Source organism: Candidatus Protochlamydia phocaeensis (assembly GCF_001545115.1).
In the GTDB taxonomy this organism is placed as follows: domain Bacteria; phylum Chlamydiota; class Chlamydiia; order Chlamydiales; family Parachlamydiaceae; genus Protochlamydia_A; species Protochlamydia_A phocaeensis.
Map to the genome: position 1 here is coordinate 320,123 of NZ_FCNU01000011.1, position 16,257 is coordinate 336,379.

Annotated in this window: 11 protein-coding genes; 5 read left to right on the top strand and 6 right to left on the bottom strand. The window is 42.3% G+C overall.

Annotated elements, in window-relative coordinates; all coding sequences use genetic code 11:
- Positions 1-340 precede the first annotated feature (340 nt).
- The 4 genes from folP to BN3769_RS05125 are packed head-to-tail and all read left to right on the top strand — an operon-like array spanning position 341 to position 3,958.
- Positions 341-1,138, top strand: coding sequence for a dihydropteroate synthase (folP, locus tag BN3769_RS05110; RefSeq protein WP_068468228.1), 798 nt, complete (start codon positions 341-343; stop codon positions 1,136-1,138).
- A 15-nt stretch (positions 1,139-1,153) separates the two neighbouring features.
- The gene (gene cdaA / locus BN3769_RS05115; RefSeq protein ID WP_068468230.1) at positions 1,154-1,957 is read left to right on the top strand and encodes a diadenylate cyclase CdaA; all 804 of its coding nucleotides are present in this window, start codon (positions 1,154-1,156) and stop codon (positions 1,955-1,957) included.
- The gene (locus BN3769_RS05120) at positions 1,945-3,225 is read left to right on the top strand and encodes a YbbR-like domain-containing protein (RefSeq protein WP_068468233.1); all 1,281 of its coding nucleotides are present in this window, start codon (positions 1,945-1,947) and stop codon (positions 3,223-3,225) included. Before cdaA ends, BN3769_RS05120 begins: the two co-directional genes overlap by 13 nt.
- Positions 3,215-3,958 carry an RsmE family RNA methyltransferase gene (locus BN3769_RS05125; protein ID WP_068468234.1) on the top strand — a complete coding sequence of 248 codons (744 nt, stop codon included), beginning with the start codon at positions 3,215-3,217 and terminating at the stop codon, positions 3,956-3,958. Before BN3769_RS05120 ends, BN3769_RS05125 begins: the two co-directional genes overlap by 11 nt.
- Before the next feature lie 15 nt (positions 3,959-3,973).
- Here the strand turns inward: BN3769_RS05125 and BN3769_RS05130 are convergent, their stop codons facing one another.
- From BN3769_RS05130 to pyk, 6 genes are all read right to left on the bottom strand, one after another.
- Positions 3,974-5,944, bottom strand: a complete 1,971-nt coding sequence (locus tag BN3769_RS05130; RefSeq protein WP_068468236.1) for a hypothetical protein — start codon at positions 5,942-5,944, stop codon at positions 3,974-3,976.
- 320 nt (positions 5,945-6,264) lie between these two features.
- Positions 6,265-7,524, bottom strand: a complete 1,260-nt coding sequence (locus BN3769_RS05135; protein ID WP_068468239.1) for a TolC family protein — start codon at positions 7,522-7,524, stop codon at positions 6,265-6,267.
- Positions 7,521-8,246: an ABC transporter ATP-binding protein gene (locus tag BN3769_RS05140; RefSeq protein WP_068468241.1), complete on the bottom strand. Its 726-nt coding sequence runs from the start codon at positions 8,244-8,246 to the stop codon at positions 7,521-7,523. The genes BN3769_RS05135 and BN3769_RS05140 overlap by 4 nt, the downstream gene beginning before the upstream one ends.
- A 30-nt stretch (positions 8,247-8,276) precedes the next feature.
- Complete coding sequence (locus BN3769_RS05145) at positions 8,277-9,518, bottom strand: ABC transporter permease (protein ID WP_068468243.1); 1,242 nt, start codon at positions 9,516-9,518, stop codon at positions 8,277-8,279.
- Between the two features lie 9 nt (positions 9,519-9,527).
- Complete coding sequence (locus tag BN3769_RS05150) at positions 9,528-10,730, bottom strand: efflux RND transporter periplasmic adaptor subunit (protein ID WP_154017823.1); 1,203 nt, start codon at positions 10,728-10,730, stop codon at positions 9,528-9,530.
- A 158-nt stretch (positions 10,731-10,888) separates the two neighbouring features.
- Positions 10,889-12,652, bottom strand: a complete 1,764-nt coding sequence (gene pyk / locus BN3769_RS05155; protein ID WP_068468246.1) for a pyruvate kinase — start codon at positions 12,650-12,652, stop codon at positions 10,889-10,891.
- A gap of 362 nt (positions 12,653-13,014) precedes the next feature.
- Here pyk and BN3769_RS05160 point away from each other — a divergent pair, with 362 nt between their 5' ends.
- Positions 13,015-16,044: a hypothetical protein gene (locus BN3769_RS05160; protein WP_068468248.1), complete on the top strand. Its 3,030-nt coding sequence runs from the start codon at positions 13,015-13,017 to the stop codon at positions 16,042-16,044.
- The last annotated feature ends 213 nt before the right edge of the window (positions 16,045-16,257 follow it).

Genomic DNA, 16,257 nt, shown 5'->3' on the forward strand with positions numbered 1-16,257 from the left:
TTTGGAATGATTTCCTTCCTAGGAAGAAGCCCAAGTAAACAAGCCATTATTTAATATGGCACTCTTAATCGGCTCTCATCCTAAGGGAAAAAAACTCGAATCTAGGTCATTAACGGTTTTCATACCCCTTTCTTAGAGAGGTCTATTTACAAATTCATGCCTTTAAATTCATGTTCTTGGATATAGATCATGATGACTTTATAAGCCTATTAGAAATACGCAGCTCTTGGGTTGCCAGACCGGTAATTTTATTAAATTATGTTTCGCACTATTAAATCCGGCAGTTTAATCTATAACAAACATTACTCAAAGTTTCTAGTTTTTTTTTAAGAGAATGCAGATGATGACACAGCTAATGGGTATCCTCAATATGACTCCAGATTCCTCTTTTGATCAAGGACGCTGGTTTGATCCTGCCTTGGCCATTCAAAGAGGCCTGCAGATTGTTCAGGAAGGGGCCGATCTTTTAGATATTGGAGGTGAGTCAACCCGTCCGGGAGCGGTCCCGGTCTCTGAGCAAGAAGAGCTCAAACGTGTTGTTCCCCTTATTCAAGCATTGAGAAAAGAGATATCTATTCCTATTTCCATTGACACAATGAAAGCGACAGTGGCCGCAGCCTCTCTTGAGGCCGGTGCCTCCCTAGTCAATGACGTCTCTGGATTCCGAGATCCCGATATGCGAAAAGTGGCTGCTGATGCGCAAGTCCCCATTTGCGTCATGCATATGCATGAGACTCCAATCACAATGCAGGTCAATCCTTCTTATTCAAATGGGGTCGTGCCGTTCTTAATCGATTGGTTCAAGCAAAAAGTTGACCAGCTTCTGGACGCCGGCATCAAGGAAAAAAATATTATTTTAGATCCTGGTATTGGATTTGGAAAAACCGTTGCCGATAATGTCGAAATTGTACAAAATTTGCAGAAAATCAAGGCTCTGGGGTTTCCCGTATTAATCGGACTTTCACGCAAATCTTTTTTGGGAAAGATTATTCATAAATCTTATCCCGAATTACTGCCTGCATCCTTAGCCGTTAATACGCTAGCCATTCTTGCTCAAGTAGACATTATTCGCGTTCACGACGTGGCTGAACATCGCGATGTCATTGACTTGATGAAGCGCTTAATTCCAAGCCAATAACGCGTTGATCCGGCTATGTGGCTTTTTCAATTAATTGTTCCAGGAATAGAGATTTTAATCATTGCGATTATCCTCTATTACCTCCTGTCTTTTTTCTGGAATACGCGAGCAATGGACTTGCTTTATGGAAGCTTAGCTTTTCTAGGCTTTTTTGCTCTTTCCAAATGGTTAAATCTGCCTGTCCTAGAAAAATTGATGCTATATGTTGTCAATGTAGCGGTTTTGGCCTTGCTGATTATCTTCCAACCCGAACTGCGTTTGGCCTTATCTAAATTAAGCTTAAAAAGTAAAAAATACCGCGAGATCACTGAATTTGATAAATTTTTAGAAAGCATCGCCCAATCTATTTACCGCCTGTCCGAAAGGCGGATTGGAGCCTTGGTCGTCTTAGAGAACCAAGATTCTTTAGAGGATTTAGCGAATAGAGCGGTACTGATCAATGCGCAGTTTTCCCCCGAATTATTAGAATCTATTTTCATCACGACAACCCCCTTGCATGATGGAGCTGTCATTATCCGCGGAACAACCATTCTATCGGCAGCAACTATCCTGCCTTTAGCGGATGATAGCACCCATCTCTCTAAGTCAATGGGAACAAGACACCGGGCAGGGCTGGGAATCAGCCAGCTGACAGATGCCCTTGTCATTGTTGTTTCAGAAGAAACCGGTAAAGTATCTATTGCCCGCGACGGCATTATGACAAGAGGCGTTAAGGTCGATCGATTCAAGGGCATTATCCGCAGTGTCTTCAGCCCGCCGAAAACTAGCATTCCAACGACTTTGAATATTTGGGAGCAATTGAAATTATGGAATCGCTAATTAACCGCATTCTCTTATACCAATGGCAGCGTAAATTGGTCGCTCTGATTACGGCGACTGTAATCTGGATATTTGTCAGTCATTCCATTACAGCCACTAAAACCGTTCCCTTTGTTCCCGTCCGCGTCATCAATTTACCGCCAGATAAAACGATTCCTGGAATGCTTCCCAATGGTTTTTTAGCCAAGCGAACAGCCTTGACTCTAAGCGGAACAAAAGATGTCATAGAACAACTTGAGCCCGGCGATCTGGAGATTTTGTTGGATGTGTCCAACTTGCCAAATGAAGGGATCGTTCAAATTACAAAAAAAAATTTAGTAAGCTTAAATCCCAATGTCAATCTGCTCAAGCACATCACGTCTGTCAGTCATCCCGAATTTGTGATCAAAATGAGTGCTATGCTGACAGAAAAAATTCCCGTCCTCATTCATCATCCAATAGGAGAAGCTCCAAAAGGTTACGAATTTTTAGACAGCTGGCCCATCACCCTTACCCAGACGGTCAGCGGACCTCAAGAGCAAGTTCTCAATTTGAAAAACCAAGGCTTAGAGCTGACTTTCAATTTGAATGAAATTACTAAAGATCAACTAGACGCCCTGCAACCTAATGGGCCTTATGATGATGAAATCAGCTTCTATGTCCCAGACCAATGGAAAAAAATTGTCATTCCCTTCTCTACGAGAGGCCCGGAGCCTTTGAACGATCCGGAAGCTAAATATCTTCATTTAAGCTTTTTAAGACAGCAGCTCATCCCCATTAAAAATGAATTGCCGATTCATATTTTTTATCCCATTAAATACAGCTCGACGATTAATCCGGACACATATGCCTTAGCGAGCAATAACTTTGTTCAAATGAAGAACCAGATTCCGGTCCTCAAAGTTCCCTTGTTTGTCAGCAATGTCAGTAAATTATTTTTAGAGATCGTCAAGGATAATATTGAGCTTGAAATTGTGACAGCACCAAAAACGGAAAGGGAAAAACTAGAATGGGGAGTTGGATTTATCGATGATTCCCATTTAGAAGATACATATGTCGCTTTTTTACTAAGCAATATGAAAGCCAGCACAGGCCAAACGCAAGCCAAAACCCAAGAAAGAGAAAAGCATTTCCGCCAGCGCTTTAGGAATTATATCCAGCGTTTTACGCTTTATCTTGCCCCTCATCAAAAGTTAGAAGTGGATAGCAGTTTAGACGACAAACAGATCCGCGTCCATATTCCCAATGCTTATATTCACCCTAAACCCCCCTTTCATAATGCCAGCTGAACGCTACTTCTTAGAGGAAGAATTATCTTTACATGCCAGGAAAATATTAAAAGACGCAGAATTTCACCACTTAGCCCATGTAATGCGAACGCGTAAGGGAGAGCAAGTCGAGCTTGTCAATGGGAAAGGTACATTGGCTTGTGCCAGCGTTCAAGACATTCTCAAAGATCAGGCCATTTTAATTATAGAAGATATCCAAACCTCTCATCCGCCTCGGCCTCAAGCCCAGCTTATACTTGCCCAAGCGCTTCCAAAACCCGATCGGCTAGCTTTTATTCTGGAGAAAGGAACAGAACTGGGAGTGGATGAGTTTTGGCTCTTTCCGGGCCATTTAAGCGGCAAAAAAGAGTTTTTTCCCCACCAAATGGAACGCGCCCGTGCTTTAACAATTGCCGCAATGAAGCAATGCGGCCGCTTAGACCTTCCAGCTCTTATTATGAAGCCGGCCTTAGATAAATGGGACAGCTTAGGAGGGCGGGCTTTTTTTGGAGATTTAGATCCCCAAGCCCCTCTTTTCTCTCAAGCGTGGAAAAGCGCTGCGCCTCTTCCTCCTTTCATTTTTTTTACCGGTCCGGAAAGCGGATGGAGCCAGGAGGAGATCGCATTGCTCAAAGAAAAAGGGGCGCAGGGCGTTAAACTGCATACGAATATCCTGCGCACCGACACAGCTTCTATCGCAGCCTTAAGCTTGATGCAGCATTGGTTGATGGAAGAGGGCGGATTAAGCCCATAATAGCTGATGCTTCCTTTAAATTAACGTTGGCTTATATTTTTCACACACAACCTCTTCCGGGGGAAAAGTACGATAATAAGCTTTCAAGGCTTCCAAAAAGATCGAACGAATTAACTGGGGACCCTGAATGCATTCCCCATATTTTTTGCAAAGATAGTCAGATGGAAAATCGTATTCTAATGCCTCTTTAAGAGCGTCTTTCATTCGCAATAATTCTTCCGCCTGATTTTCCAAATAAGGATGGAGCTTGTTAGTTCCAAGAGGATATTTTCGATAGTTAGCCGCTTCTACGCCTTTGCGAATATAAACTTGGATAGCCAGCTCCAAATCTTTAGCCTCTAGTTCATCTCCAAGCTTGGCAGCCTGAACGTCTTTCTCAAGGCGGAAAAGGAATGGCTCTCTCAAATCCGGTTTGCTTATCCCCGCTTTATCTCCAATGACGTAAGCCTGAAGATAGACGCTAGTCGATTGAACGATAAAGTCTTTTTTTAATGAAAAAGTCTTCTGATATAAATAGCGGGCGGCTGAAAGCATCTCATCGAGGACCAACTTGATGGAGAAATCCCCCTCTATCTCTTTATTTAAAGCCTTATAGGACTCCAGCTCCTTGGAAATCTCTACATACAAGTCATCGGCTGCAGATTTCAAAATAGCAAGATCTTCCATGATAGCTGGATGGAGCACCTTATCATAAGAAGTCAATTGATGATTGGCCTCTTTAAGGTGTTCATATTTTTTTTCGCAAAGCACTTCGATCCCTGCGCGAATATACTGTCGAATGAACAGCGTAAATAGCTTCTTATTCCAGCTTATGCCTATCTCTCTTGTCAAAGCCCTCTCTACTTTTTCAATTATTCCCTCATCAGAATGGCTGTCACAACTGAGCTGGCCGCTGATAGGCTTGAACTGATTGCAATAAGACTCAATAACTTGTTGCATGATAACAGCGGGATTTTTCTTAGCTTCTGTCTTTAAATCATCAAATGCCATATCCTCCAGGCTTGCAATGCTTTCTTGCTCCTTTTCCTTCTTTTCTTCTTGTTCGCATATAGCTCCCAGACTTCTTGTTCTAGACTCATTGTTCGCCTTCTCGCTTAGCTCTGTTTTATTTTGGCAAAGCTTCATCCACTCCTTCGCTTCCGAAAAGCGCCCGGCAAGAAGAAGCGGGCGAATAATGGCGCGCCTAATGAAATGAGCGGGCGGCTTAACAGACATTTGCCTGAACCAAAGCATCCTGTCTTCTATCAAAGGCCATTCGGCCAAGCAATCCCATCGCAGTTGATCATCGATCAGAAAAGGAAGAATATCTGCAAGCCCATACTGGTAAAATTGAACATAAGCTTTTACAAGAAGCGGGTACAGGGTGGGAAACTTCGGACGCATGATGCGGGACATCAATTTGTTGAACATGGACGGATTGAAATGAATAATAATTTTTTTCAATTCATTTTTGTCTCCAGCATTAAACCCATCATCCTCTTCTGAAACCAATTCGTGCCGCCGCTTTTTTTGCACCGCCCATAAAAGGATTTTGCAAAAAACATTTATTTCCTGCTGCATAGCAGCCAGCTCGAGCCGATCAAAAGGGCTCATGTGCGTATTTTCCTTTAGCAAATCTATCGCCGCCGTTTTTTTATGGGCAGTCTCATAAAGGCAGTTGCGGAGCAAAGATAAGCAATAATAGTCGGTGGGCACTTCTAATTTAAGCATTTGATCTATACAAATCCCTTCTTGGAGCTTACCATGATGAAAAAAATGCAAAATGTTTTCAAAAGCCGGCTCATTTAAAAGAGGCTCCGCTTTTAGCTCAAATAGAGGGTGCCCTCCAGTCCCTATTGCAGACGGCGTTTTTAAGATAGGATCTAAGAGAATTTTAACAGTGCGGACAGTTTTCTCATCCACATGATAAGTTTTACCATTGAATGTAAAGGTATAGTGATATTGAGGGCCGGAGGAGGCATAAAAAGAATGGATAGAATGGCTCATATTTGTCCTCCATAAATAAATTTATCTTGTGGACAAGCAATTTGCTATTAACCTGAATTTCGAGTTCTTTTCCCCTAGGATGAGGTTTGAACAAGAAAATAATCTCAAATATAAGTGATTATGCGTTTAGTACCCCTTCTAATGGCTTTAGCGCACGAAGAGAGATTAAAGCCCAGGCTATGGCCTTAATTTTAGTTTTATGCTTTTTGATGTAAAAAAAACAGAAAAAAAATTTTCCGATCTGATTTCCTAGAAGTACCTAGAGTAAGGATTAATTTATTAACCCAAGTTTGGAGCTCTTCTTTAATTAGTAGGCAAATTCAATGCGGTTTTAAATCCAGCCCCACTTGTTGGATTAATCGATCGTATGCATTGCGTAGGTCAAACTTAGCCTGGTTGATCTGCTGCCTGGCCTCATGTAGGGTTTTAATGGCATCGCGGTATTCAAAGGAAGACATCATTCCAAGCTGGTGCTTTTTCGTCGCCATTTGCATTCCCTCTTCCGCTAATGCGCATCCTTCTTGAGCATTCAGGTAAACAAGATAAAATTTTTCGATCTCATTCAACAAATCATCGATGATTGCATTTGCCTCTAATTCTGATTGATAATAATTTGAAGCCGCTTCTTTACTTTCTTCTTTCGCTTGCCTGATCCTCGGCTTGTTTGTTGGATCATATAACGTCCAGTCTACATTCACTCCTAGACCGATATAAGGTTGGCCATCAAATCCATTATTGACATAGTGGTGGCCAGCATTTGCATAAGCGCTCAGGCTAGGTGTATTTTCAGCCTTCGCCCGGCATACTTTATTTTGTGATAACAAGTAAAAAAACTGCTCTTGTTTTAGCTGGGGCCGGTAACAAAAAGCCCATTGCCTCCATTGATCTAAGGGATATTCTTGCCATTGCAAAGGAGGAAGGGGTATTTCTTGCTCTGTCAAATCAAAGACTGTATCAGGAAGGATTCCAAGGATTTTTAAAAGGCTGATTCGGCTGCTTTTAATTTTGCCTTGCGTCGTATGATAGTCGCTCCACGCCCCCTTCAGATGCAGCTTTGCTTGATTCAATTCAAAAGGGATGGAAGTCCCTAGCGCAAGATATCTCTCCTGCCTTTTGATTTCCTCTTCCCAAAGGTTGATAATGACCTGATCGACAGCTAAATGAGCTTGGTTTAACAGGATGGTATAATAAGCCTCCCGCACTTGAAATAATAGGTCGCAAATTTGCTGCTGTACATCTAGCCTGGCAATCTCCCATTGGATTTGAGACTCTTTTAAATTATAAAATGCCACACGATCATAAAGAGGCTGGGTCAATCGCAAAACGCTATCCAACCCGTGTTGGTCTTGTCCTATGCTAAGCTCGGAAGAAAAGGCCACCTTCGGTTTGAAATAAGCTTGTGAAGACTTATAGCTATAATATCCTTGTTCTAAGCGATGCAAGCTTGCATTCAACTGATAGTTATTTTGAATGGCAAGATCTTCTGCCTGTTTTAAAGATAGAAGCAAAGGTTCTTGACCCCATCCGTCTATGAATAGAATAAGAAAAAAAAGAAAAATCAATAGCCGGTTCTTTTTCATATCCTGTCCAAGCCTTTTTTATACAAAGTCGCCTCTTCTGATTTTCTAGCATCGGATAAAATGCGGCCGTCATGAATAGTAATGCAGCGCTGTGCCCTTTGCGCAATATCCTTTTCATGGGTGACTAAAATAATGGTGGTTTGCTTCAATTGATTGATTTCGCAAAAAAGATCGATGATCATATGGGCATTTTCTGAATCCAAATTACCTGTCGGCTCATCTGCAAGCAAAATAGCAGGATCCATTGCTAGAGCTCTTGCAATCGCCATGCGCTGCCGCTGTCCACCGGATAATTGATTGGGATAATGAGTACAGCGATGGCCAAGCCCTACAATTTCAAGCAGCTCATGCGCTCTTGCCCGTGCAGTTTTTTCTGTTCTGCCGCCATAAAGCTGGGGAAGCACGATATTTTCAATCGCATTAAGATCATTTAACAAATGAAAATTCTGAAAAACAAAGCCGATTTTTTGATTGCGAATAAAAGCTAATTGTTTGGCGGAAAGAGCGGATACTTCTTGCCCATCCAAGAAGAACTGCCCTGAAGAAGGATTATCCAAACATCCCAACAGATGCATAAGAGTCGTTTTGCCCGATCCCGATGAACCGGTAAGCGCAACCACTTCTCCCTTATTTATTTCCAAGTCGATCTTGTTCAATGCGATGAGAGCGTGCTCGCCATTTTTATAGATCTTTGTCAACTTTTTTGTCTGAATGAGCAACATAAATGCAGCCGCCAAATAAGCAATGTTCTTCTAAATAGATTGTAAGGCCTCGATAGGATTGAGCCTGGATGCTTTATAAGCAGGATAAAAGCCAAAAAAAAGCCCGACAGCAGCCGTTGTCAAAAAAGCGAGGATGATAGGCTCTGTTCGCAAGGCCCAATCGAAATCTGTAAACGCGCCTAAAAGGGACGCTCCCCCTATTCCGAATAAAATTCCCACTACCCCTCCTGATAAGCAAAGCAGGATGGATTCGATCAAGAATTGGAAAAGGATATGGCCCGCTGTCGCTCCAATAGCCATTTTAATCCCGATCTCTTTTTTTCGCTCTGTCATGGCAACCAGCATAATATTCATAATCCCGATCCCTCCAACAACCAACGAAACGCTCGCGGCAACCAATAGGAATTGGTTAAAGGCTTGTGAAGACTTATGGGCCGCTTGCATCATTGCCTGCAGATCCCAAATGGTAAAATCATCCGGTTCCCCTTCCGGGATCTTATGCTGAAATCGAATAAGCCGACGCACCCCCGCAACCAATTGAGCCGAATGCGTGCCATCTTTGGGACGTACAATAATTTCTTGGATAGAGTGGTTTCCCTCTTCTGAAGCGATCATTTTTCTCCAAACGGAAGAAAACGGCACAACAGCATTGATATTGGGATTCTGAATGCGATTCATCCTTTTTGGAGCTTCATTAAAAACGCCAATCACTTGAAAAGGCCTTGCAGCAATACGGACTGTTTTGCCAACAGGATCCTCTTGCTTGAAGAGCTCCTTGGCCACATCGGATCCTAAAACAACCACAGGTATGGCTGCTTTATCATGATGCGCAGAAAAAGACGTTCCCTTTTTAATTCCGCGGGGTTCAATGCGAAAAAAATCGGCGTTTACCCCTTGAATTTCAGCCACTAACTGGTTGCCTTGATAGTTGATCTCTTCCTTCTTCTCTACACATGGCGTGCACGCTTGGATGCTAGAAGAAAATTGACGCATCGCCAAGTAGTCTTCATAAGTGAGATTTTTTTTCTGCTTGCGCTTCCGCACTTCTCCCCTACTCAAAAAATTGCCTGGCACAATATAAATCCAATTTTCTCCCATGGCTAAAATTTCTTTTTTTAGCCTTTCGCTAGCCCCTTCCCCTATTGCCATTGTGACCGTCATCGAAGCAATTCCAATGACAATTCCCAGCAAAGCTAAACCGGAGCGGATCGGATGCCTGCGCAAACTAATAAATGCCATCTTTAAAAAAATCAGCGGGGAAACTCTGGGCATGTTCAGCACCTAAAATTTGCGGTAAGCCTTCTCGTAAACTTTCTGCATTTCATCTTCTTCCATGACATCCACAATTAGCTTTTCTTCCCCTTCTAGGCCTGATTTAACCTCAAAGAAAATATTATCGGTCATTCCAACCTGAATCGGCACTTCCTTAAAGCAATCCTCGCAGACGACCCAAATGAATTGCCTATTTTCATCCGGATGGGAAACCAAAAGTTTTTGCTTTTCAGCCTTATCCAACGGCTTGAGCGAAATATTTAGCAATCCCGAAATAGTGCGAAGATGTTCCTGCTTAATTAAAAAAGCCCGGGAAGTCACAGCTAAGGCTGATTCAACAGAGGCGACATCGATCATCGCATTGACGCTCATACCTGGACGCAAAAGTAAATGAGGATTATCAATATAGGCCTTGGCTTGATAGCTGCATTCCTTGTCATTTTTTGTTTTTGCTGTCAGGCTGACATGATGAATGATGCTTTCAAATGTACGGTTAGGATAAGTGTCCACAACCATATGAACCTTTTGCCCCTTTTGAATTTGGCCAATATCCTTTTCACTAATGTCCAACTCAGCCTCAATTTGCTTGATATCGGGAGCCAGCAAGACCAAAGCTTCCCTTTCCACATCTGATGAGACCTTTTCCCCTTTTGCCACATCAATATGAAGAATAACCCCTGACATGGGGGCATAAACTTTGTTATTCTCAAAAGCCATCAGTTTCTTCTCATAACTCGCCCGCAAAGCCTTCACATCGGCTAAGGTTGCATAGTAATCGCGCTTGGCCTCTTGCAAATCCGCATCGGAAAGGAATCGCTCTTCAAATAATTGCCTCTTCCTCTTAAAATTCTCCTCTTGATACTCCAATTCCGCTAAAGCCTTCTCATATGCACCCTGAGCTTCGCGCACTTCAGTATCGCCTAAGCCGGTATCAATTTCGAATAATAACTGCCCTTCCCTTACAAAATCATTTTCTCCCACATAAATGCCTTTAATCCGGCCTGCAACAATACTTCCAATCTTTACTTGATCCTTTAGCTTTAAATTTCCTGTCGCCGGAATAATTTGCTTGATGTCCCTTTTTGAAGGGGTCTCTATCTCGTATAATTGACTTAAAGGTTTTGCCGAGGAGAGAAAAAAGAAATAATACCCGGGAAATCCGATGAGGCTAAGAGCGAATAAGACGGCTAAAAAAAATTTCAAAGAGCGCATAGCTGCCACATAGAAAGGAATGGATGATAGAAGAATAATTATCCATTCTAAAAGCAAACACTTTTATTATCAATCTACAATTTTATAAGATTGATTATTCAAGCATCTGAATAAATAGTTAATTACACAGAAAACAATCCAGTTTATTTTCACGTCTTTTATTCGAGCACAACGCCTTTATAAACTAACGCTTTCTCCGGATCTAGCGTGACTAATTGCCCTTCTTTTAAGATAAGAGAGGCGGCATCAGCCCGCAAAAGAATAGGCTTCCCTAAGCTTAACGCCCATTTTTTAGCATACTTCTCCGAATCTACATCATTGATATGGTTCTGCAGGATAATTCCGGCAGCCTCTCGCATGAGAGGCAAATAGGCATCGTCGCATTTAGGGATGACCAAAAGCTGGTCTTTGACAGCATAAGGTTTTTTTGACTCGGGGGCTAATACGAGGGCCACATTGCCGTGCACACGCTGTCCATATCCAACATGTCCGCGGACTAATACATCTCCGATGCTTTCCACAATCATCATATTCGTTGTTCCGGACACTCCAAAGGGCGTGCCGGCTGTCATGACAACTAGATCTCCATAAGCCACTAGGTGATTTTCCAAAGCAATCGAGCTGATTTTTTTGAATCCTTCATCTATTGTTCCACAAGGTTCGCATAGGTAAGGGATGACCCCCCAATTAAAAGCAAGCTGGTAGAATGTCTTTTGGTGGCTTGTCAAAGCAATAATGGGCATCTTTGGCCGCAGCCTAGACAATAGCCTAGCGGTCGATCCCCCTCTTGTGAAGGCAAAAATAGCTTTAGCATTTGAGCTATAAGCGGTTTTTACAGTCGCCAAAGTAACTGCAGAAGGAACATCATGATAAACAAGAGGAGCATGTTGATCGAAGAAGGCCCGATAATTAAAATCGGCTTCAGCCTCTTCCACAATGCTTCGCATGACTTTAACCGTTTCAACAGGATAGCGGCCGATTGCGGTTTCCCCGGATAGCATAACGGCAGAGGTGCTGTCATAGATGGCATTTGCCACATCGGATGTTTCAGCGCGCGTCGGGCGAGGATTATTTATCATCGATTCCAGCATTTGCGTTGCTGTGACAACCGGTTTGCCGGCAAGATAACTTTTTCTAATCATCATTTTTTGCAGGCGGGGAACATGGCTTAGCGGCACTTCTACTCCCAAATCGCCTCGGGCAATCATAATGCCATCCGCGGCTTGTACAATCCCATCGAAGTTTTGCACCCCTTCGCTATTTTCTATTTTGGCAATGATCAAAATATCAGGCTTTTTTTCTTCCGAAAGCAGCCTTTTGATCGTCAGAACATGTTCCGCGGATCGAACGAAAGAAGCGGCAATGATATCAATATCTTGCTGGCAACCAAATTTGATATCATCGATATCTTTGGCGGTTACCGCTGGAAGGTTGAGGTTGGTATTAGGGACGTTCACCCCCTTTCCGGATCGGATCATTCCGCTGTTTTCAATTTCAACGACCACTTCCTCTTCCGAAGCTTCTATTACATGAGAAGAAATATACCCATCGTCAAATAAGATGCGCATTCCCTCTTTTAGGTTTCCTATAATATGTTCTGGAGTAATAGAAACCTGTTCGGAGTCTCCAATAATTTGCTGGGCTAACAGCTTCCATTTTTGTCCGGCTTTAAGCGTTGTATAGCCATCTTTGATTTTCCCTAGACGAATCTCAGGACCCTTTGTATCCAGCATGATAGCCAAAGGAGAGTTAAGCCTCTGCCGCGCTTCTTTTAAATTATTGATTGTTATCAAATGCTCAGCCTGAGTGCCATGGCTAAAATTCAACCTTGCCACATTCATTCCAGCTTCAATAAGTTCCATCATTTTTTCTACAGTATGGCAAGAAGGACCTATGGTACAAATAATTTTTGTTCTAATCATCCTACTCAAACCTCAATCGATAAATTAGCTATGCACTTGTCATCATTAATTTAATCCCTACTCTCTATTTTTAGAAGGCAAATTTGACAATAACGGAAGCGAATCCAATAGGGGATGCCTCAAGTCTCGGATTAAAAAACGCAAAGCAACCCCATTCCTCCCATTGGTCCTTCTATCTTTACTTTTTCAATCGCAAAAGCGTCTTCGCCAATCTCAATTGCCGGATTTGAAAGGGAAATCCCATATACCTATATACCTGAACCTATGGACTTTAATCAAATACATACTTATTTAATTTTTTATTTGACATTTCACCAAAGAAGACTTATTCGTGAGATATGGACGGCACGCAAGGATCTATCATGTTAAATAGCCCTCATATTTCTGCTTCCGAATCCAATTTGAAGGAAAAAGAGCTGATCGCTTCTTTCCCTGTTTCCGCAACTTGCAGTGCTCTAAAACCCAAGTGGTTATCTAAAATTGCCAACAATCGCCAGCACATTTCGCATTTCATAAGCGAGATAAGAGCGGAAAAGGATTTCTCTATCTCGTCTTTAGATGGTAAAAATGTCAATATAGAAACCCTAACTGTCATTGAAAAACCGCGGTTGAGCCAAGAGCATTTATTAAATACCATTTCAAATTTATCTTTAAGCCTTCTTGTCCCCCCTGAACCCATCGAGGAAATTGCCGACACCTCTTCTCCACCCGTGCAAGAGAAGCAACTTATCCAATGGCTGAAGGAGAAAGGATATACGACTCTGGCAGAAAGGCTGGCGGCACAAAGCGGTTATCCCTGGGATGAGATTAAGACTATTCGCAGCCCTATTTTAATTGAGCAGCTTGTCGATCTTTATCTGCTCTGCCGCTATAAAGAAGGGGATGCTTCCCGCTCTTCCACAGAGAGATTCTTGAACTTTGCCCTCAATTTAGCCAAAATGGCAACTGCAACCAATGTCAAATCTCATTATCATCATTCTAAGGAATTAGTAGAGGATGCCAAACAAGTCTTAGGGCAATTGATTTTCCTTATCAATAAAGATCCCGCTTTGGCCATTCAGGCTATTGAAACGCCTCATTACAATCAAATTTTGGAAAATTTGAATAATGAATTCAATATTGCCATTCAAGAGATCTGCCATCGTCTGCAGGACCATTATGTCGCCCACTATGAGACGAGGTTGCAGTCGCCAGAAATCGCTCTCCACACCATGATTCCCGTTGAGATTGCCAAAGCTTTATTAACGGATATTGGAACGATCAATGTAGGCATTATTGATATTTTATCGGATATCTTTTTATCGGCTGAGGAAAAGCATTTCGACCACGAAGCGAATTTATCTTATGCCTTAAAGCTTTTACAACGCTCTCCCAAGCTAAGGGCCGATTTTGAGACAATTCACCGGCCTAAAAATGCCAAAACGCCTTCTAATGAAGTTATTAGGGCGTCTTTAGGCTTGTCTCCCGATGATCCCATTAACGATGTCCAAGCACGCCTGACTGCTTTAATTGCGCTGCTTTCGCATTTAAGGCAAGGAGAAGATGGATCTTGCTTTGCTGTTTCGCTCGCCATTGAAATTTTATCCGCTCATTTAGGCTTCTGCTTAAAAGATCTTTGCCAGCTTCTGCATGAAAGCAAATTGACCCGGCATATCAAAAATGCCCGCAAAGACATTCCCTTTGTCAAGCGCATCAGTGACGAAAATATCAATAAAACGATTATTGTGGATTCATCCGGCTGCATCATCATAGAGGGTCAAAAACGAGCGGAGCTATGGGAAGCGCCCGGAATTCGGGCAGCTTGCACAGCACTGGGATTAAAAAATGGTAAAGAAGCCATTTTAACCGTCCTACAAGAGCTTTCTTCTACTAAAGAGCAGCAGTATGAAGTCAGCGTTAAAATCCTTCTTCAAAAACTCAGCGAATATGCGTTGGCATTAAATAAGAAAAAAGAGGCCATAGGAGAAATTTTTGCCCAAGCCTGTTTTGCCTTCAGTTCCCAAACCTCCCAGCCTTTACTAAAAGTGTGGGAAAATGCCATAGCAGGCATGGCAGAAGCAGAGGAAGGGAGCATGATTAAAACAGCCATTTTAGAGTCAACCCTTGATGCTTTGCAATTTAAATTAGGGGAATTGCATATTCCTCCTTCACGCTTATTGCAGCGCTTCTTTTTGAATATTCAAAAAATGCTATACGAACGCATCCGGTTGCAATATGACCCGACAATCAGGGGAAAAGGAGAAGAAGATCATATTAGCGTAGGAGGATTCGTCTTATATCAAGACAGCAAGCGTATCGATCATGCCGAAGCTTTTCGCGATTTCATTTTGAATATCCTTTTAGAGGTGATAAAGAAAATAAAAAGCACTCAATTATCCAGCGAAGAGATCAATCAGTTGAACGAAACCATTGATATTTTAACTCCTTATATTGATTCTACCGAATTTATGGGATACCTGCTGGCCAAATATCATCCGGCCAATACGTCTGCTGTTCAAATGCTCTCGAAAGGATTGGTCCCCGATTATAAAAACTTGGAATTCACCCCATGGATGACTCAAACAGGCAATAACTCTAAAGCTGTTCTAAAAGTCTACTTAGAGGCTGATCAGCCCTTTACGGCTGAACGTTTTGTGTCAGGAGAAGCGGAAGAAGCGTTAGCTAACATTATTGAAATGTGCAAACGCATGTCCGAAGACGAAAAAAAATTGTTTTTAGAGAATCCCAATAAACTCAAGCCCTTTTGCATTCATGGAAAGCACCGCTCTCCTTTTATGGCAGGCAACCCTTCGTTAGCCAAGGCTTGGCAGCAAGAATGCCCGACAACGCAATGGATTAAAGACTATGTTTTAAATCCGGGAAAAGAAATTGCCAATGCGACTCTCGATTCCGTCACTAAAGCGAATTTAATTGAAAGACTGAGAGCAATCTTGCCCGAATTCCTGCAAGCAGATACAGCCGATAAATGCCTTACCCTTATCGATCAAATACCGGAACCGCTCACGATTCAGCACTATCGTCAGAACATTTTAGAAATTTGCAAAAGAATGCATATAAAGCATGCGTTTAATCTGGATAAAATTGCGCGTCAAATTGATACTGCGCTCTGTCAGTCTTTAGAGCCCAACTTAAAAAAGCAGCTAGAAGATTCCGCCGTTCATTTTGCCGATACTAACTGGTCCAGCGAGACGCATGACATCCATTTTTGCTTTGCCGTTAATCCCGGAACCGGCAAGTTGGAATTGTGGGAAGTTTATTCTAATGGCAGCCATTTCAATGCCCTTGATCAAAATTATTGGCTGTTCAATCAAAGATGGGAATTTTTGACTATTCCAAGCGAACTTATACGGGATGATAGTTTGGATCTACCGGATGCGTCCTCTCATGCATAAAAACCTGCGTTTGAAGTTTTTTTGTCCTTTGTAATGACGTAAAAGCGCTTGCCATTCGTTCATCTCCAACGCTTTGACGCAGTCGAAAGAGTAAAAAACTCCATACTCCGATTAAAAGGCTGTATTAAAAGTGCTTCAATAAGCATGCATGTATTCATGCCCTCCTCATTTTTCACCCTGCCTTTATTCTTCCTATTTTTCCCTTTCAATTTG